Raw genomic sequence first — 18,655 nt, forward strand, 5'->3', positions numbered from 1 at the left:
CAACCTTTTTTAAATACTCAACCCTCCTATGATTACTTCTCCCTGTTGATATTTTACAAAAATAACTCACTATTGATTTTTCTCCGTTCTTAGAAATGAATGTTAATTTTTGATAATTTGACTTTCCTCACTTGGTCACTTCAACAGTCCTACTCGCATTGCCTAAAGCATCAAAAGCTTTTAGTTTGATCCCATTACTATTCTCTAAGGGCTCTTGATAGAGCGGGGAGTCCATTGACGGCTCTGAACCGTCTTGGGTGTACCTAATTTCCAAGCCTGGCAAGTTCACGTTGGCATATATCCTTTCATTTTCGACCTTTGCACCGGGTGGGGCAATCCTGTATTCATAGCCCCCGTTCAAGGTTCCCAGTTTAGGGTATTCACGTTGAGCAATAGTGTTTGCAAACCGGTTCCATCCCTTGAAAATTTGCCCTTGCCGGGTCTCCGTTTCTATTGTGTTTTCCCATTCTCTTTCCTTTGCCCAGGCACTTTCTGCAAAACCCAGTAATTTGGGCAAAGTATAATATTCCACCATATCCCTGCCTTTTATGGTTTCACTCCATAATTGGGCTTCAAGTCCCATAATATTTTTTTTGGATTCTGGTTGGATCCTTTCCATATTCTTAAATTCCGCTGCTTGGTCGATTTGCTCCCCCATATTGGTTTTGTAGGTGGTTTTAAACCAATCGAAAGGAGCAAAAGTCCATGCATTTTGGGTATCCACAAACCCTGCCCAGTATAATCCAGGCTCATTTGGGTCATTGTTGTATGCCAGGTCAAAGTAGAAGTTGGACACATTACAAAGAACTACTTCATATCCCTGATTTGCTAATTGGTAACCCAAGTCAGGGTAATCGAACATGTTATTCCAAATATAGGGAACCACGCCCTTCCCCACGAAGGCTGGATTCGGTACATAGGTGCCCTCAACGGTCTTCAGCAAGGCCATCTCTTCCCACACATGAATTTCCATGTCGTATTTCTCCAATCTTTCCAGCAATTTTTCAAAAAAGTAGGCTTGCAGGTTTTTGGGGTTGTCAATTTCAGGCAGCGACTTCAGCAACTCATCAGCCATAGGGGAGGCTGTCCAGGATCCCTCAGGAACCTCATCACCTCCTGCATGGAACTTCCTCAGTTCTAAGCCCGCCTCCTTGTACATTTTACTGATTTCTTCTACCACCTTGTCATAGAACCTATATGTGGAAGGCCTGGCCACGCTTACCACATTGTCCTTAAAAGATTGGGCGGAAAGATAGATGGACGTGTCATCCGGGTCTATCAGTCTATATTCGTTAGCGGCTTCTTCATTCCCCTCGTCCATGAACTTCTTGTACCTTACCTCCATGGATTTAATCACCGCCCTGGCATGTGCTGGAAAGTTAAGCTCAGGAATGATGGTGATGTGCCTATCCTTGGCATATTTTAAAATTTCAACAAAATCCTCCTTAGTGTAATACCCACTGCCATGGGATCCCTCGGCGTTGGGTATGGGGCCAGAGCCATAAGCAGGGTGCAAGGCCAGTGCATCCATCCCGGAAACATGACCCCTCTGGGCTCCTACTTCTGTTAGCTCAGGCAACCCTTCAATCTCCAACCTCCATCCTTCGTCCTCAGAAATATAAAAAAGAAAATGGTTTAGTTTGTAATGGGCCATGACATCCAAAAGCCGCAATACAGTCTCCTTGTTTTGGAAATTCCTTGCAACATCCAGGTGCAAACTCCTGAAGTCAAACCTGGGTGCATCCTCTACTTCTACTTTGGGGATTTTCAGGGAAGAACTGTTTTCGGTATAAACCTGCGTATCCACAAGGGCAAGTAAACTCTGTACCCCATAAAAAACACCCGGGGCATCCGAGCCTTTGATCTGTACCAGTTCATCCCCTACCTTTAGCTCGTAGGCCTCTTCGGTTTTTCCATCCACCCTGACGGCTCCTTTACCAAGGGTAATTGCCTTTCCCTCCCCTTTTCCTTCCTGTATATCAAAAACTCCACCTGATACCTCTTCAAGTTTTTCCTTTAACCTATTGGCCTCATTTTTAAGTCCCTTTTCATAGTATATGACCCAGGAGGCATCAAGCTCCACAAAGCCTCCCTTTTTCCAGAAGTTTACAGGTGAGGGGATGATGGGTTGAAGGTCATCTTTAGCCAAAAGGGTCAATCCCTCATTTTGCTCATACCATTTTTCAGCCGAAGCAGGTGTTTCTTTATCATCAGGCCCTCTTAGGAGTTGGTCCTCTGTAAGAAAAGGCCTTACCGAATACGTATCGACTTCAATAATTTCGGTTTCTTCCCCCTCCTTATTATACAGCACAAAATATAACCCCATGGGGGCATCGGATTCTTTGATCACACCTTCTATACCTATGTAGGGAATAATCAACTCCTCACCGGGAGCCAATTCAAAGCCCTCCTCCGGGGCAAGAGAATACCAATCTCCGTTGATATGGGTAAGGGTGACATTCTGTTGGCCTTCTTCGCGAACAATGGTACGGGGAGCCATGTTGAAAAACAACTTCCAACCTTCTGCTTCTAAAGTATGATTGGATTCGTTTTTGAAAATAAAGGCCGCTTCAAAATTTTGCCCTCCATTTGCAAAATTAGTTACTAATTCCCACTCTATTTTGATTTTGGAAAAAAAGCCCTCTTTTGATCCCTGTTCAGAGCAGCTAAAGAGAAAAACAAAACTTAAGAAACCCAGTAGAGTATACAGTCTTTTGTTCATAAACATAGAAATTATAATGGCCTTATTAATACGTATCGAAGTAGTAAAAAGGCTACTGAACGTATAAATTTCACTATATGATTGCTTCCCCCCAGCGCTTGGTTTCCTTGGATGCCATGCGAGGTTTCACAATTGCCGCAATGATTTTGGTCAATTACCCCGGGACTTGGGATCATGTGTATCCCCCCCTACTCCATGCAGAGTGGAACGGCATTACAATGACAGATTTTATTTTTCCTTTCTTCCTTTTTATTGTAGGGGTGTCCATTGCATACGCCTATACCAAAAGGTTAAAGAGTGGTGGCGAAAAAGCAGGCTTGTATCCAAAGATTGCAATTCGTGCACTAAAAATTTTCGCCGTTGGCGTATTCCTTAATCTCATTCCTGAGTTCAACCTTGTTGATGTGCGATTTGCCGGTGTTTTGCAACGGATTTCAGTGGTATTTTTAGTGTGTGCTTTTTTATTTTTAAATACCAACTGGAAAATACAAACCCTAATAGCCATCGGCATTTTGTTTTTTTATTGGCTTGCCATGACACTGATCCCCACCCCTGGTTATGACAGGGCATTATTAGAACCGGGAGAGAATTTGGCAGCGTGGATAGACCGGATTCTTTTGCCGGGCAAAATGTGGGAAGGGACTTGGGATCCTGAAGGGCTTTTTAGTACAATACCTTCCGTCGTTACTGGTATTTTTGGTTTGCTGGCTGGGAAAATTTTAATTGGCAGTGATTCCCAACAAGAAAAGGCCAATAAGCTAATGGCTATAGGTGTACCCATAATCCTTTTGGGACTTTTATGGAATCAGGTGTTTCCCATAAACAAACACCTATGGACGAGTCCATTTACCTGTGTTACAGGAGGAGCTGCTTTTACAGCCCTAGGAGCATTTTATTATCTGGTGGACATAAAGGGTTATCGAAGTGGTACTTCCATAGGGGTTATTTTTGGGGCTAACGCCATCACAGTGTATGTATTGGCGGATGTGTTGTCCATGATTTTTTATAATAGCAACCTCTTTAATGGAGGTCTAGACACTCAATTTGTAGGGGGTATCACTAAAATGGGGGTCCCCATCAAAATGGCAAGTTTCGTCTACGCAATTATCTACGTAGGAATTAACTTTATACCAGCATACATTCTTTATAAAAAGAACATCTTCATAAAACTCTAAATCCTATGATGAGACCGATCTATTTTATACTGTCCATTTTGTTTTTTTTATCTCTCTGTACCGTAAAGGATTTGAAAGGGCAAACGGGAAGTATCCACGAACCTGTAAGATATGTGGGAGGGGAAAGTATCGATCCTGGCTTGCATGAAGGAAGGCTTAGGTACGCTGTTGGAGTAGAAAGCAGGCAAACCCTAAGGGTAAACCGAAGCCACCCCGATCAGGCAGAAGGTTACGGGTGGACCTATAACCACGCCTCCAGCTTGGCATATTGGAAAGGTAGGTTTTATCAACAATACTTGAGTAACCCAGTGGATGAGCACATTGCGCCGGGACAAACCCTATTGGTCACTTCTCCTGATGGCAGGAACTGGACTACTCCGGAGGTTATTTTCCCTCCCTATGAGGCTCCAGAGGGAGTAGAAGTGCCAGAGGGCTATGATGGGTATATGATGCATCAGCGGATGGGATTCTATGTTTCCACCAGTGGTCGATTGCTGACTTTGGCCTTTTATGCCCATGCAGAAGACCCTTTCCAAGAGGGCGGTATTGGAAGAGTGGTAAGAGAAATCCATGAGGATGGAGATTTGGGTCCAATTTATTTTATACGTTATAGTAGTCATACGCAGTGGGACGAGTCCAACACAAGTTATCCCTTTTTTACTTCTTCCCCAGACAAGGGTTTTGTGGAGGCCTGCGAAGAACTACTTAATAACCGGCTCATAACTTTGCAATGGAGAGATGAAGACAGGGGGCTAGACGGGTTTTACCAAGGGGAGTTTCCTGGTTCTGCCCTATCCTATTATACCAGAAAAGATGGTAAAACCGTTGGATTATGGAAAAGGTCTGCATCTGCCTTGTCCGAGGACGGTGGACATACCTTTAGTCCAGTTGTGAAGGTTCCTACCCTTACCATGGCAGGTGGCAAAGTCTGGGGGCAAGAAACCCCGGATGGCCGCTTTGCCCTGGTTTACAACCCGATAGACCTAGACGAATACCGATATCCCCTGATCACTATCACTGGGGATGACGGTATTATTTTTGATGATATGGTATTGGTACAAGGGGAAGTCCCTCCCAGGAGATTTTTTGGGAGATGGAAGGATTTTGGTCCCTGCTATGTAAGAGGCATTGTACCAGGCAATGGAAACCCACCCGGAGAAGACATGTGGCTGACCTACAGCATGAACAAGGAAGACATGTGGGTGAGCCGGGTGCCTACACCTATTCTTCATTCCATTGAAGGACCGGTAGAAGATAATTTTGATGGACTAGAAAAAGGCGGAGCTGTACCAAATTGGAATATCTATGCCCCACTATGGGCGCCCATCGATCTTGAAACTTCCCCAAAAAAAGAAGGCCTATCCCTAAAAATGATGGATGAAGACCCCTATGACTACGCCAGGGCCATTCGGATATTCGAAGAAAGCCAAACCGTGACTCTCGGAGTAGAACTATATGTGCCCAAAGAAAACAGGGGAAACCTGGAAATAGACCTGGTGGACCGCTACGGCAATCGGCCGGTGAGACTGGGGATAGACTCATTAGGTAATTTGACCGCCCAGGAAGGTGCAGAGGTAAAAATCATCTCCCAGGTAGAACTGGATAAATGGCACCATCTTAAAATTCAGGCTGAGGCTAAGCCAATGGGGGATTTCTCCCTTTGGTTTAATGGCCAAAAGCTTCTGGAAAATGCCGCCCTTGCAGAAGCTGTCAAGTCGGTAGAAAGAATTTCCTTTCGCACAGGAAAATACCGGGATTTACCCAACCGAAAAACGCCAAATGAAGATCCAGAACCTCCTTTGCCGGGGGCGGACGAAAAAGTCCCCTTGGGTATTTTTTACATTGATGAGGTAAAAATCAGTGGGCAAAGGTAATGGGTTCGAGGATCTGTTTTAAGGATCCTTAAATCAGGATTCCATTCGGATTTTATGTGTACCGGTTTTTGAACACAAACCAATAATAAGCAGGAAAGATCAAGGCTTTCAATCTCCAATCGTTTTTCTCCCGAAAGGAAAGGGTTTTGTTTTTATTGATCTTCCGATAGAAAACCATTGCAAAGGTAATATGAGCCAATAGGGCTAACAAAAGGAGACTATATAGGATAAGTTCAGTCATTTTTTTAGTTTGGGAAACAGAGCCGGAACCTTACTCCTATAATCAACATAGGCCTGCCCATATTGGGCAAGAAGCTTTTTTTCTTCAAAATAAATCCCGAATGGCAAGTATCCCAACAATGCCAGCAAATGAATCAATGAAGTGAGATGGGGCAAATAAAGAAAAAACCCTAGAAACACTAATATTAAGCCGGCATATAAGGGATGTCTTACCCACTCATAGGGTCCCAAAGTAGTAAGCAACTCCTTTACTTCCAAATCATCGTGTGGTTCCATACCCAAAAACCTGGAGAGAGACTGGCCTTTGAATGATTTTATGGCTATCATGGTACCGATACCAGCCAATACAAATCCAATATAAGTAAGCAGTTCAGAAGGAACCAATATGGGAAAGGAAGGGATCAAGGCCGAGTAAAATAAGATAAAAAAAATAACGAATAGTGAACCTAGGCTGTATAGTAACCTGTACCATTTATAGGTCCTGCCCATCGATGCCCGAATTTTTCTTTTTATCTTGAGGCTCGCTAGCAAAGTGTGCGAGAGATAAAATAGCATCCATAGTACGGTAAGTATTAAATAGGGCATTTAGAAAGGGAAAGAGATATTGACATTAGGACAAAATTAATCAAGTCATGAAGATAGGCATCATTAAAGAAGGAAAAATTCCTGTGGACCACAGGGTACCCTTTACTCCTTCCCAAATCCACCATTTACAAGACCTTTATGAGGGTAAAATTTCCTTTAAGGTGGCTCCCAGCCCCATCCGTTGTTTTCCGGACGATGCATATGTAAAAACAGGAGCTGAGGTAACCGATGAAATGTCAGATTGTGATATTTTAATGGGTGTAAAAGAGGTTCAAGCCCAGGAGCTGATACCGGAAAAGACTTATTTTTTCTTTTCCCATACCATGAAGAAGCAAGTTTATAACCGGGAGTTGCTCCAGGAAATACTAAAGAAAAAAATCAGGCTTATAGATTATGAGGCTTTGATGGATGAAGGAGGGCAAAGGGTGGTGGCCTTTGGAAGATGGGCTGGAATAGTGGGAGCCTATAATGGATTATGGACATATGGAAAGAAATCCGGGCTTTTTGACCTCAAAAGAGCTTATACTTGCTTTGACAAACATGAGCTTTTTAAGGAGTTTCCAAAAATTGACCTACCACCTATAAAGATCGTCGTTACTGGGCAGGGTAAGGTAGCCAGTGGGGTACTGGAAACCCTAGAAGCGGTAGGTATAAAACAAGTTGGCGCCACTGACTTTTTGCAAAAGTACTTTGACCAGCCAGTTTTCACTCAATTGGAGATGTCAGCCTACAACCAAAGAAAGTCCGATGGAGGCTTTGACCTACAAGAGTTTTATGATCATCCGGAATTATACGAAGGTACCTTTATGCCCTATACGGAAGTCAGTGACCTCTTGATAGCAGCAGCATATTGGGATCCCGGAGCCCCAAAACTATTTGAGAGGCAGGACGTGCAGTCTGAGGATTTCAACATTTCGGTGATTGCCGACATCACTTGTGACATAGAGGGCTCCATACCCACTACCCTTCGTGCAAGCGAAATAACAGATCCTGTTTATGATATTTCAAGAAGTAACTTCCAAGAGGTGCCTGCCTTTGGGGAACAAAACAGCATATCCGTCATGGCCATTGACAACCTCCCCTGTGAATTGCCAAGGGATTCCTCCGAGGACTTTGGAAAACAGCTTAGTGAAAAAGTAATTCCTGAACTTTTCTTGCCCGGTTCAAAGTTAATAAAAAACGCCACTATAGCAGAAAATGGCCATTTGACGGACAAATTCAGCTACTTGGGGGACTATGTCAATCAAACCCAAACGGAGGGCTTGTAAATTAAAAGGCAAAAAATTCCGACAATGAGTTTGAAATTTTAATCCAGTACATTAAATTTGGGACATGATAATCGGAGTAGTCATCTATTTTACCTTCTTTTTCTTTTACTTTCGTCCTGAAGGTCGAATCGGAGCTGCTTATTGTCCAGTAAAAAGTTGAAAACAAAAAAACTGAAAATAGAAGCCCGGTTCGAGAGAATCGGGCTTTTTTGTTAAATGTAACTAAAACAATGGAAAATCACTTACAAACGCAGGATTGGGGCTTGGGTTTAAGCAATAAGCACCTGATCATCGCAGGACCCTGCAGTGCAGAGACTCCAGAGCAAATTGAGAAAGTTTGTGCCGACATGAAGGCGGCCAATGCAGTTCCCCATGTATTTAGAGCAGGTATCTGGAAGCCAAGAACCAGACCAGGCAGCTTTGAGGGTATAGGTGAAGATGGGTTGAAATGGATGGAGATTGTCAGGCACCACCTGAATATCCCCATTACCACGGAAGTGGGTAACACGGCTCACGTGGAATCTGCGTTGAAGCATGGTGTGGACATCCTTTGGATAGGCGCCCGTACCACCGTCAACCCATTTGCCGTTCAGGAAATTGCTGAAGCACTTAGGGGCGTGGACATCCCCGTGATGGTGAAGAACCCGATGAACCCGGATTTGGAGCTTTGGAGAGGTGCCTTGGAGCGACTTCAGGCAGTAGGAATAGACAAACTCGCAGCTATCCACCGGGGGTTCAGCGACGCCTACGACAAAAAATTCCGAAACAAACCCAACTGGTCAATGCCCATACACCTTAAAAGGATTTGGAAAGGCATGCAGGTGATCAACGACCCCAGCCATATTGTGGGCAACAGGGCCGGGTTGCTGGAAACCTCTCAGCGGGCGATCAACTTTGGGCTGGATGGCTTGATGATAGAAACCCATCATGATCCCGATAATGCATGGAGTGACGCAAAACAACAAGTGACTCCCCAACAATTGAGGGAAATTTTGGATAAAATAGACTTCAAGCGTCCGTTGGAAACAGAAAAGCCTTCCGAAAAGCTCCAGGATTTGAGGAATGCGGTAGACCATATCGATGATCAATTATTGGATCTTTTGGCCGAAAGGTTTTCCATAATCGACCAAATCGGGGAACACAAAAGGGAACATAACCTAACTGTATTTCAGTCCGATCGCTGGAAAATGGTGATGGATTCCAGAACCCAAAAGGGAATCTCAAAAAACCTTAGCGAGAAATTTATGAAGGAATTACTTTATTGCATTCATGAAGAGTCCGTGAAAAGGCAGGAGAAAAAACTTAGGGAGCCGATTGCCGAGAAAAAAACTTCTTGATAATTTAGCTTCTCGCAAACGATTTTAGACTGCATTGGAAAAAATCATATTCTCTACGAACATTGCCCAAGACCTGTATCGCTATCTGGACACCCTCAAGTTTTCTAAAATTGGGGTTATTGCAGATAGCGAGACAGTTCGGCAATGTTATCCGCTAATAAAACCCCAATTACCTTCCCACGAATTGTATACTTTCCCTGAAGGGGAGATCAACAAGAACCTGGACACATGTACTGCCATATGGAAATGGATGACCGAATGCAGTTTTGACCGCAAGGCCATCATCATAAACATTGGGGGAGGCGTCACCGGGGATATGGGTGGTTTCTGTGCCAGTACCTATAAAAGGGGAATTAGGTTTATCAACCTACCCACTACTCTTCTCTCCCAGGTGGATGCCAGTGTAGGAGGCAAACTAGGCGTGGACTTCATGGGGTTCAAAAACCACATTGGGGTGTTTACTACACCCGAAGCCGTATTGATCAGCGACCAATTCCTGAAAACCCTTCCCAAATCCGAGTTGCGATCAGGGTATGCAGAAGTGATCAAACATGGGCTTATCGCAAATGCCAATTACTTCGAAGGCTTGAAACGCCAACATTGGACAGACCAGAATTGGAAGGACATTATTGAGGTTTCGGTAGGAATCAAAAAAAACGTAGTAAGCAAAGACCCGAAAGAGGAAGGGCTAAGAAAAATCCTGAACTTTGGGCATACCATCGGGCATGCCGTGGAGTCTTTTTACCTGAACAGCACTCGCCATTTGCTTCATGGGGAAGCCATAGCCATAGGAATGTTGGCTGAGGGGTATTTGTCCAATAAATACCTGAGAATGCCCCCCCATGACTTGAAAAAAATAGAAGAAATGATTCTCGCCGTTTTTGAAAAGCCTCCAGTACAAGAACAGGATTTTGAAGAAATTGCCAACCTTTGTTTCCAAGACAAGAAAAACGATGGACGCATCCTGAACTTTTCCCTGCTTCCCCGCATAGGGAGCTGTGAATACAATATAGCTGTGGGGAAAGAGGACATTTTGCAATCCTTGCGCTATTACAACGAACTACAGCCATGAAAACGCTCACGCTACCCAAAATGGAAGGTTTGGGATGCATCACTATTCCACTTCCTTCTTCCAAAAGTGAAAGCAACAGGGCCTTGATCATCGATGCCCTTACTGAAGGAGAAAATCAAATCAGCAATCTGGCAGAGGCAAGGGATACCCAAACCATGATACGGCTGCTGAAGGAGGACCCCTCTACGCTCGACGTTTTGGATGCAGGAACTACCATGCGCTTTCTCACCGCCTTCTCTGCCTTGAACAACAAAAAGAAAGTGCTTACAGGCACTCCTAGAATGTGTGAAAGGCCCATAGGAATACTTGTGGATGCCCTCAGGGAAATTGGCGCCCGCATTCAATATGTGGGAAAAGATGGGTTTCCCCCCATTCAAACCGAGGGGTTTGAGGAGCAGTTGAGCGACCATATACAGATCAGGGGTGATGTGAGTAGCCAATTCATTTCTGCATTGCTCATGAACGCGCCCCTTTTACCAAGGGGACTCACTTTGGAGCTTACAGGAAAAATTGGCTCCCGGACTTACATAGAAATGACCCTGGAACTGATGAAGGCTTTTGGAATTGCATACACCTTTGAAGGGAGCACAATTCATGTGCCTTCGCAAAAGTACCAACCCACACAATTTGCAGTGGAAAGCGATTGGTCTGGTGCCAGTTATTGGTTTAGCCTACTGGCTTGTGCCAAGGATGGTGAATTGAAACTAACAGGACTTAAAGCCAATAGTCTTCAGGGAGACAGTGCCATTACCGGAATTATGGATAAACTGGGGGTGTCTAGTAAGTTTGAAGCAGACGGTGTTAGGTTAAGCAAGAAAAAAGTGGAGGGAATCGACCTTATTGATTTCACGCATTTCCCCGACTTGGCCCAAACAGTAGCAGTAACTTGCGCAATAATCGGACAGACTTGTGCATTCATAGGCTTAGAAAGTCTCCGAATCAAAGAAACGGATAGGATATTTGCCCTACAACAAGAGCTGGCGAAAATCAATGCCGGATTGGAGGAAAGTGAAAATGGTGTTTTCACCGTTATCCCTGCCAGCCAAATTCCAGATAAGGTAAAGATCCATACCTATGATGACCATAGGATGGCAATGGCCTTTATGCCTTTGGCTACACACACTGAGTTGGTAATAGAAGACCCTGAGGTGGTGGATAAATCTTACCCCAGCTTCTGGAAACATTGTGCCATGGTAGGTTTAGAAACTATGGAGAACAAATGACGTTTTACACCATAAAATATCTAGGCATACGTCATTATGAGAGTACTCTATACTGTATACTTCTCGGTGCTTTCCAATAATGACCCTAGCTTGGTATGGTCACCTTAAGTTCAAAGAACTTAAATGGTTTGAAAACCTGGGCTTAGACTTTTTGGTTTTAGCCGTATATTTTATCTTCAAAAAGTAATGCAGGAAAAGGGAAACTTAATAATTGCAATACAGGGGGTCCCAGGGTCCTTCCATCACTTGGTGGCACAAAACTATTTTGGGGAAGACATCTCGCTTGGTGTTTTTCACACTTTTGAGGAGGTGGCTAAATCTGTGGGATCCCAAGAATCGGATTTTGCAGTAATGGCTATAGAAAATTCCATAGCAGGAGCAATACTGCCCAATTACGACATCATAGACAGGCATGGGCTGTATATCAAGGATGAATATTACCTACCCATCTCCCACAACCTCATGGCCTTACCAGGGCAGAAGATTTCTGAGATCGCTCAAGTGAGATCCCACCCCATGGCATTGCTTCAGTGCAAACCGTTTTTCAGCCAATACCCCCACATTCAATTACTCGATGATACTGACACTGCATATGTAGCAAAAGTAATTGCAGAAGAAGCGAAGAAAGGGGTAGGTGCCATTGCGAGTTCAAAAGCTGCCGATTACTATGGGCTTGAAATTTTAGCCTCTGACATACAGACCGTAAAAAGCAATTTCACCAGGTTTATCATTCTCCAGAAGGAAAAACCTGAATTTAGCGAAATCCCTGATAAGGTTTCCCTGAAAATAACCATTCAGAACCAAAAAGGAACACTGGCCAAATTGCTCACCCTTATGAGTGAACACGAACTGGACTTGACCAAAATCCAATCCCTACCAGTAATCAGTAAACCTTGGGAATATGCCTTTTTCATCGACACTATAATTGGCCGTTATGACCTTTATCAGGAGGCTATCCTGCGTATACAGCAGTCCTTCGGCGAGGTCAAAATCTTCGGGGAATATAAACACATGAAATCATGATCGGTTTTTCCAGTAGATTGGGAGAAGTGAAGGAGTATTATTTCAGCACCAAGCTTAAGGAGATTCAGCTACTGCGAGAGCAGGGAAAGGACATTATCAACCTGGGCATTGGAAGCCCTGACCTCCCACCTGACCCCACTGTAATTGCTGCTCTGCACCAGACTGCAAGCCTCAAAGACAGCCATGGTTATCAGTCCTATGTTGGCACACCTTCATTGAGAACCGCATTTGCTGACTACTACAGCAAGGTGTATGGAGTAACTTTAAACCCCTCCTCAGACATACTCCCTCTAATGGGTTCCAAAGAAGGGATCATGCATATCTCCCTAGCGTTTTTGGATGAAGGGGACGAGGTATTAATTCCTAACCCCGGTTATCCCACCTACACCTCCGTGACCAAACTAGTAAAGGCTAAACCGATCTATTACGAACTTCATGAGCATCTTGACTGGGCTCCGGATTTTAGGGCAATGGAAAAACTTAACCTGGAGAAGGTTAAGTTGATGTGGGTGAATTACCCTCACATGCCTACGGGTGCGCCTGGATCATCCCAAATCTTTAGCCAATTGATCGCCTTTGCCAAAGCCCATCAATTGCTTTTGGTAAATGATAACCCATATAGCCAGATCCTTTATCCTGAACCCATGAGCATACTGGCCCAACCCAGTGCCATGGATTATGCTATGGAATTAAACTCTCTCAGCAAATCCTTCAATATTCCAGGTTGGAGAGTGGGGATGTTAGCAGGAAACTCCACCTATATTCAGGCAGTATTAAGAGTAAAAAGCAATATGGACTCCGGAATGTTTTTAGGATTGCAAGAAGGTGCAAAAGCAGCCTTGGCTTTAGGTAGTGAATGGGTGGAAAAAAACAACCTCATCTATGAAGGCAGAAGGGAATTGGTATGGAAATTGGCAGAGAAAATAGGATTGGAAATAAAAAAGCAGCCCGGAGGCCTGTTTGTTTGGGCCAAAGTGCAACGGGGGGTTTCTGCGAAAAAACTAGTGGATGAATTGCTGTTCCAAAAAGGTGTTTTTGTTACTCCGGGTTTTATTTTTGGAAGCCAGGGGGAAGAATTCATACGGTTTTCGCTTTGTATAGACACCGGCCGTATCCTAGAAGCCATAGAGAGAATTTGACCATTTAAAAAGACATTGCATTGAAATCGAGCCTGTCCTGACGGCAGTCAGGGCATAACGAGCAAGTCACACACTGGGATGCCCCGATAGCTATCGGGGAGATGCGAGATTCCCCCGAAACGAGTTCCCCGAAGCGAGTTCGGGGCAGGCAGGGGCAGGCTATATGACCGCTGAAAAGACAATTATAAACAGATGAAATCGAGCCTGTCCTGACGGCAGTCAGGGCATGACGAGTACGTCACACACCGGGATGATTATCGTTGCGAGATTCCCCCGAAACGAGTTCGGGGCAGGCTATATGACCGCTGAAAAGAAATTTTAAACATATGAAAAAAATACACATAATAGGTTTGGGTTTATTGGGAGGATCTTTTGCCTTGGGATTGAAAAAAAAGAGACCTGATTTGATCCTCTCTGGACACGACAATAATCCGGATCATGTAGCACAGGCTAAAGAACTCGGGTTGATAACTCTGCACAAAGAAAGGCCAGACCCCGATACAGATGTGGTGGTGTTGGCCACTCCTGTAGACACCCTTTCTGACCTTGTGCAGCAGACCCTAGATGGCACCGGCAGCAAAACCCTGGTCATGGACTTTGGATCCACCAAAGCGGAGGTCTGTAACAAAACAGCTCAGCACCCAAAAAGACAAAACTACCTTGCGGTACACCCCATTGCTGGAACCGAACACTCTGGCCCCAAGGCTGCCTTCGAACAACTTTTGGATGGAAAAGTCCTTATCATTTGTGAAATGGAAAAAACAGATGTTCACCTAAAAGCCATGGCCTACGAACTTTTTGAAATTCTTAACATGAAGTTAAGGTTCATGGATCCCTTGGAGCATGACCTACACCTTGCTTTTGTTTCCCACCTTTCACACGCCACTTCCTTTATGCTAGGACGAACGGTACTGGAAAAGATGAAAGACGAAAAAAACATTTTTGATATGGCAGGAAGCGGATTTGCATCCACTGTGAGGCTTTCCAAAAGTTCCCCTGCCATGTGGGCGCCCATCTTTCTGGAAAACAAAAAGAACCTGATAGAAGCGATGGATGCTTACATTCATCATATGAAGCAGTTTAGGGATAAAATTTCTACCGATGACTATACAGGACTTTACAAAGAAATGGAGGAAGCCAATAAAATCCGAGAAATCCTAGATTTGGAAAAAAGGGATTAACTTAATTCCTTACCTTCTACACAACCCCATCTTGATATCCTCTACTGGTAAATCATACTGGTTTCCACTAATATTAAGACGATGGTAAAAGCCATTTTCTAACAAATTCTGAATGCCACAAAAGTCCGAAAGAGAAAAGTTATCGGTAATCTGCAGTCTATAGCCCCTGTCCTCACCGTATCCATTGCCCACAGACAAAAGGTTCTCCAAACCATTTAGATTCCTTAGTATTAGGTTATCCGATATTACAAGGTTACGTGCCACCTCCTCCAAGGTGACCAAAGCAGAAAGGTCCACCAAGTAGGCATTGCCCTCTAAGTATAAATTAAAACCAAGCTTATCCCCTATTGCTAAACCATCCAAATTTTCCAATCCAGTGTTAAAAATTTCTATAGAGCCTATTACTTGCCCATTCTCCTTAAACAACCCCTCTACATTTTTTAAGGAAGGAAGATGCATTAATTCTAGGTTATGAAGTTGATTTAATCCATTGCCCTCCCCGAATAGCCCCTTTAGGGCCTTCAGCCCTTGAACTTCAAGACTTCCAAGACGGTGAAGTGAGTACAATTCCTTTAAGTCAAGGAGTAGAGGAATGCTGCTAATGGAAAGTTGTTGGGCCTCTCTCAAGTTACCTAAGCCCTCAAGACTACGAAGAGAAGGGTTAAACTGGATAAATATCATCCCAGCTGCCTCTATTTGTTCTAGCCCCTCTAAAGAAGTAAGCAATTCGTTTTCTTCTATGTAAAGGGGGCCATTCACCGCATTTATCCCAGGAAAATCCATTAAATCTCTCAGTCGTGGGTTGCCACTAATTCTTATGGAACCTCCTATTTCGTCTATAGAGCGGAGTCCGGATAAGGACTGCAGTTGAGGGTTTTGAGAAATCACCAAGTCACCGCCTACAGAGGTTATTCCAGCCAAGGGTTCTAGATTTACCACGGGGTTTTCCCCTTTTTCTCCGATGATTACCAAACTGCCGTATATGGAAGTGGCACATCTTTTAGAAAAGCTATCCACATCGCTTTGGGAACTTAAGACAAGGTTACAGGGATATTCTCCTCCTACGCATTCGAACACATCCTCCCCTGGAACCAAAATAAGGGGTTGCCTTTGGAAGCTTACAAGGCTATCAAAAGATAGCGTTAAATTCAAATCTCCGTACCCCTGGGTTTGTATCCTAATATGGTAGTTATCCTGAATGGGGAGGGATTCCACTAAGTTAATCTCTGGTTCAATAAAATGGGTAAACTCCTCGTCTCCCAACTGTATCAATAATTTCGCTGGCCTAAAGTCCATTATATTCAAATCCGTCACCACCGCAATATAAAAGGTTACACTTTCGATGATACTTATCAAAAATGTGTGCATACCAAAATCCTCTGGTTTAAAGCCGCTTGTGGGAATAGCGGAAATACTTACCAAAGTCGGCTCCCCTGATTGGGAATGAATCACTTGGAACGATAATGGCAAGGGGGTTTCTACCTCGTCCCCCATAGCACTATCAGCATACGGAGTGGCTTCTACGATTTTACCATCCCCCTCAAGGATATAAAATGCAGCTACCACGTATTCCCCATAGGGAAGATCCAGAGGTTCTGTTCTATATATCCCATCCTCCAAAAAAACACCAATCCTTTGGGATCTATATGCCGTGGGTTCTCCTTCAAGTGTATTTATAGTGATCACTGCTTGAAAACCATCCTCAAGCAACCTCCTTTTCTGAATGGAGATAAGCCGGTGGACTTCAATAACTACGATTGGAGAATTTTCTTCAATTATAGGGTGGCCAGGGGGCAAGACTTCTTCCTCCTCAGCACAAGAAATAAAGATTCCGAAAAGCACCATCCAAGAAACTAGCAAGAACATGCCTTCCACCGTAGAATGTTTTCTTACTCTGTGCATAGCCCATCCTTTAATTGTTGCGAAGTTGGGTTAAATGCATTACCCACAAATTGGTAGCTACTTGGCGGGTTTTCATTAAACAAATGGGTCAATGCACAAAAGTCATGGAGGTTGGAATTGCCTTCAATCCATATCCTTTTTTCAGGCCATTCACTGTTTGTATATCCCATTTGCATCAACTTTTCCAACCCATTTAGGCTTTGCAACGAGGGGTTGTTATGTATATGCAAATGTTGAGTCAACATCTCCAAGTCGCTGAAAGCAGAAAGCTCATTGAGCTTTTCGTTATTTTCCAACAGTATATGACCATTCATAAACCGAGGGAGTTTAAAACCATTAAGAGAGTATAGGCTGGTATTACCTTTCAGTTCCAACAAATTGGTCAAAACCCCACCATTAGCAAACATCTCCTGAACATTTTTGAGATGATCCGCACCTCTGATGCGGAGAATTTTCAGTGTTTTGATTTTATTATGGAAACCTTTCAGGGACATAAGTTTAGGAGTGCCCTTAAGTTCCACCATACCCATTTCTGAAATATCAACATACGGCAGGTCCAACTCCATTAAGTTAGGGATAGAAACCAACGACAAAGCGTCCAGTTTCTCTACTTTTTTGGGAAGGGTGAATTTTTTCAAACTTGGCAAGTTTTCCAATTTCAAATTAAGGATTTCTCCACCCAGATTTTCCAGATCCGCAATACCTGGTACCAGTGGGCAATTTATCACGCTTAAATTAGCAACTTCCTCTATTCTCCATAGTTGCGCCAGGCTTTCTAATTGGGGATTGTCTTCTATATATAAATTTGTATGAATTTTTTTTACATACTGTAGTCCTTTTAGGTTTATTAAATGGGGGTTGTTATATACATATAAACTGCCCACAGCTTCTATGGACTCCAATGCGCTTAGGTCAATTATGGGATCAGCGGATACCTGGGAGGGAATTCCAATTTGAAGACTCCCAAATATCTGATCAAAACAATTGGCACCAAATTCTTCTACGTCTTGCTGAGATTGGAGAATCACATTCCCAAAGTGAGACCCACCTGAGCAATCCTCACCAAATTTTGTCACAGGAATTAGCAGGGGATGTTTTTGGTATTGTAAAAGAGAATCCATTCTAAACTGTCGCGAAAAATCCACAAAACCCTCAACAAGGATCTCAAATTCAAAAACCCTTTGGGTTCTTGGGAGGCTCACCCTAGTAATAGGGCCATCTAGAGAAACTTGCTTTTCTCCTTCCTCCCAGCGGATTGCAAGATTAGCGACCAAATAGTCCTTGTGATCATCCACCATACGTTGAATCACAGAAATAAAAATGTGAAATTCCGGTTCAAAGCCTTCCTCCCCTGCGGATAAGCCAAGATCCTCAGGGGATAAGCCTATGGAAGAAATCACCTCCATTGTCATGGACTTATTTTCACCATTTCCAATTTGAAAGGGAATAGGTAATGGCATATCCACCCTTTTGACCGTTGCAGATCCTTTTCTTGGGGTTGCGAAGACAACATTATCCTCCCCGTCCAATAAAAGGAAGTGATCTATTTCATAGTTGCCTGGGGCAAGTTCCAAGTGCGGAACTACCATGGCATCGCCCCACCACTCCACCATAATGGTATCCTGCACTATAAATTCAGAAACCTGAGAAGAATTTTTGATTCCGATAACTAAACTTGTTACTAAGCTTAAGGAAACATCCCTCTCCCTCAATTGCGCACTTCCCGCATTCTTAGGGGAAACCTCAAAAGTCATACTTCCCAGCTTAAACTCTGGAATCTCCTCTTCCCTGCAAGATGAAAACAAAACGCCTAGAAATGTGGCGACAAACAATATTCTAAAAAAAACCATCACCTATAAAAGAAATCTAAAAATAAGGAATTTTTAAATAAAACAACTAGTTGTCGGAAATTTG

General features: G+C 43.6%; 14 protein-coding genes. 9 read left to right on the forward strand and 5 right to left on the reverse strand.

The features are described from left to right. Nucleotides 1–127: 127 nt before the first annotated feature. Nucleotides 128–2,722 (reverse strand): family 20 glycosylhydrolase, encoded by a 2,595-nt coding sequence (locus tag DB520_RS00290; protein WP_114748701.1) that lies wholly within the window; start codon nt 2,720–2,722, stop codon nt 128–130. Between the two features lie 77 nt (nt 2,723–2,799). Between DB520_RS00290 and DB520_RS00295 the strand changes: the two genes are divergently transcribed. Both DB520_RS00295 and DB520_RS00300 read left to right on the forward strand, forming a co-directional pair. Then, entirely contained in the window at nt 2,800–3,897 is a 1,098-nt protein-coding gene (locus DB520_RS00295; RefSeq protein ID WP_114747689.1) for an acyltransferase family protein, read from the forward strand. Between the two features lie 5 nt (nt 3,898–3,902). After that, nucleotides 3,903–5,771 carry a sialidase/neuraminidase family protein gene (locus DB520_RS00300; protein WP_198675204.1) on the forward strand — a complete coding sequence of 623 codons (1,869 nt, stop codon included), beginning with the start codon at nt 3,903–3,905 and terminating at the stop codon, nt 5,769–5,771. Between the two features lie 52 nt (nt 5,772–5,823). Here DB520_RS00300 and DB520_RS00305 read toward each other — a convergent pair whose 3' ends face one another. Further along, nucleotides 5,824–6,012 (reverse strand): hypothetical protein, encoded by a 189-nt coding sequence (locus DB520_RS00305; RefSeq protein WP_114747690.1) that lies wholly within the window; start codon nt 6,010–6,012, stop codon nt 5,824–5,826. Continuing rightward, complete coding sequence (locus DB520_RS00310; RefSeq protein ID WP_114747691.1) at nt 6,009–6,596, reverse strand: methyltransferase family protein; 588 nt, start codon at nt 6,594–6,596, stop codon at nt 6,009–6,011. Before DB520_RS00310 ends, DB520_RS00305 begins: the two co-directional genes overlap by 4 nt. A gap of 47 nt (nt 6,597–6,643) precedes the next feature. Here DB520_RS00310 and DB520_RS00315 point away from each other — a divergent pair, with 47 nt between their 5' ends. The 7 genes from DB520_RS00315 (at nt 6,644) to DB520_RS00345 (ending at nt 14,839) form a co-directional block, all read left to right on the forward strand. After that, nucleotides 6,644–7,864 (forward strand): NAD(P)-dependent oxidoreductase, encoded by a 1,221-nt coding sequence (locus DB520_RS00315; protein WP_114747692.1) that lies wholly within the window; start codon nt 6,644–6,646, stop codon nt 7,862–7,864. A 230-nt stretch (nt 7,865–8,094) separates the two neighbouring features. Continuing rightward, complete coding sequence (locus tag DB520_RS00320) at nt 8,095–9,201, forward strand: chorismate mutase (protein ID WP_114747693.1); 1,107 nt, start codon at nt 8,095–8,097, stop codon at nt 9,199–9,201. A gap of 34 nt (nt 9,202–9,235) precedes the next feature. Then, the gene (gene aroB / locus DB520_RS00325) at nt 9,236–10,273 is read left to right on the forward strand and encodes a 3-dehydroquinate synthase (RefSeq protein WP_114747694.1); all 1,038 of its coding nucleotides are present in this window, start codon (nt 9,236–9,238) and stop codon (nt 10,271–10,273) included. Next, a complete protein-coding gene (locus DB520_RS00330; RefSeq protein WP_114747695.1) occupies nt 10,270–11,496 on the forward strand; it encodes a 3-phosphoshikimate 1-carboxyvinyltransferase in 1,227 nt (408 codons plus the stop codon). Before aroB ends, DB520_RS00330 begins: the two co-directional genes overlap by 4 nt. A 186-nt stretch (nt 11,497–11,682) precedes the next feature. Then, complete coding sequence (locus DB520_RS00335) at nt 11,683–12,519, forward strand: prephenate dehydratase (protein WP_114747696.1); 837 nt, start codon at nt 11,683–11,685, stop codon at nt 12,517–12,519. Next, nucleotides 12,516–13,658, forward strand: a complete 1,143-nt coding sequence (locus tag DB520_RS00340; protein WP_114747697.1) for a pyridoxal phosphate-dependent aminotransferase — start codon at nt 12,516–12,518, stop codon at nt 13,656–13,658. Before DB520_RS00335 ends, DB520_RS00340 begins: the two co-directional genes overlap by 4 nt. Nucleotides 13,659–13,984: 326 nt before the next feature. Beyond that, nucleotides 13,985–14,839, forward strand: a complete 855-nt coding sequence (locus DB520_RS00345) for a prephenate dehydrogenase (RefSeq protein WP_114747698.1) — start codon at nt 13,985–13,987, stop codon at nt 14,837–14,839. Between the two features lie 9 nt (nt 14,840–14,848). Here DB520_RS00345 and DB520_RS00350 read toward each other — a convergent pair whose 3' ends face one another. Both DB520_RS00350 and DB520_RS00355 read right to left on the reverse strand, forming a co-directional pair. After that, nucleotides 14,849–16,741 (reverse strand): receptor L domain-containing protein, encoded by a 1,893-nt coding sequence (locus tag DB520_RS00350; protein WP_114747699.1) that lies wholly within the window; start codon nt 16,739–16,741, stop codon nt 14,849–14,851. Continuing rightward, nucleotides 16,729–18,591 carry a receptor L domain-containing protein gene (locus DB520_RS00355; protein WP_114747700.1) on the reverse strand — a complete coding sequence of 621 codons (1,863 nt, stop codon included), beginning with the start codon at nt 18,589–18,591 and terminating at the stop codon, nt 16,729–16,731. The genes DB520_RS00350 and DB520_RS00355 overlap by 13 nt, the downstream gene beginning before the upstream one ends. Nucleotides 18,592–18,655 lie beyond the last annotated feature (64 nt).

The sequence above is a fragment of the Pleomorphovibrio marinus genome, from assembly GCF_003347495.1.
Lineage (GTDB): Bacteria > Bacteroidota > Bacteroidia > Cytophagales > Cyclobacteriaceae > Pleomorphovibrio > Pleomorphovibrio marinus.

Bases quoted from the DNA above. Each gene is read 5' to 3' on its own strand.
- DB520_RS00320 (WP_114747693.1), top strand. From the start codon at position 8,095: ATGGAAAATCACTTACAAACGCAGGATTGGGGCTTGGGTTTAAGCAAT.
- DB520_RS00295 (WP_114747689.1), top strand. From the start codon at position 2,800: ATGATTGCTTCCCCCCAGCGCTTGGTTTCCTTGGATGCCATGCGAGGT.
- DB520_RS00310 (WP_114747691.1), bottom strand. From the start codon at position 6,596: ATGCCCTATTTAATACTTACCGTACTATGGATGCTATTTTATCTCTCG.
- DB520_RS00350 (WP_114747699.1), bottom strand. From the start codon at position 16,741: ATGCACAGAGTAAGAAAACATTCTACGGTGGAAGGCATGTTCTTGCTA.
- DB520_RS00340 (WP_114747697.1), top strand. From the start codon at position 12,516: ATGATCGGTTTTTCCAGTAGATTGGGAGAAGTGAAGGAGTATTATTTC.
- DB520_RS00300 (WP_198675204.1), top strand. From the start codon at position 3,903: ATGATGAGACCGATCTATTTTATACTGTCCATTTTGTTTTTTTTATCT.
- DB520_RS00315 (WP_114747692.1), top strand. From the start codon at position 6,644: ATGAAGATAGGCATCATTAAAGAAGGAAAAATTCCTGTGGACCACAGG.
- DB520_RS00335 (WP_114747696.1), top strand. From the start codon at position 11,683: ATGCAGGAAAAGGGAAACTTAATAATTGCAATACAGGGGGTCCCAGGG.
- DB520_RS00330 (WP_114747695.1), top strand. From the start codon at position 10,270: ATGAAAACGCTCACGCTACCCAAAATGGAAGGTTTGGGATGCATCACT.
- DB520_RS00305 (WP_114747690.1), bottom strand. From the start codon at position 6,012: ATGACTGAACTTATCCTATATAGTCTCCTTTTGTTAGCCCTATTGGCT.
- DB520_RS00290 (WP_114748701.1), bottom strand. From the start codon at position 2,722: ATGAACAAAAGACTGTATACTCTACTGGGTTTCTTAAGTTTTGTTTTT.
- DB520_RS00355 (WP_114747700.1), bottom strand. From the start codon at position 18,591: ATGGTTTTTTTTAGAATATTGTTTGTCGCCACATTTCTAGGCGTTTTG.
- DB520_RS00345 (WP_114747698.1), top strand. From the start codon at position 13,985: ATGAAAAAAATACACATAATAGGTTTGGGTTTATTGGGAGGATCTTTT.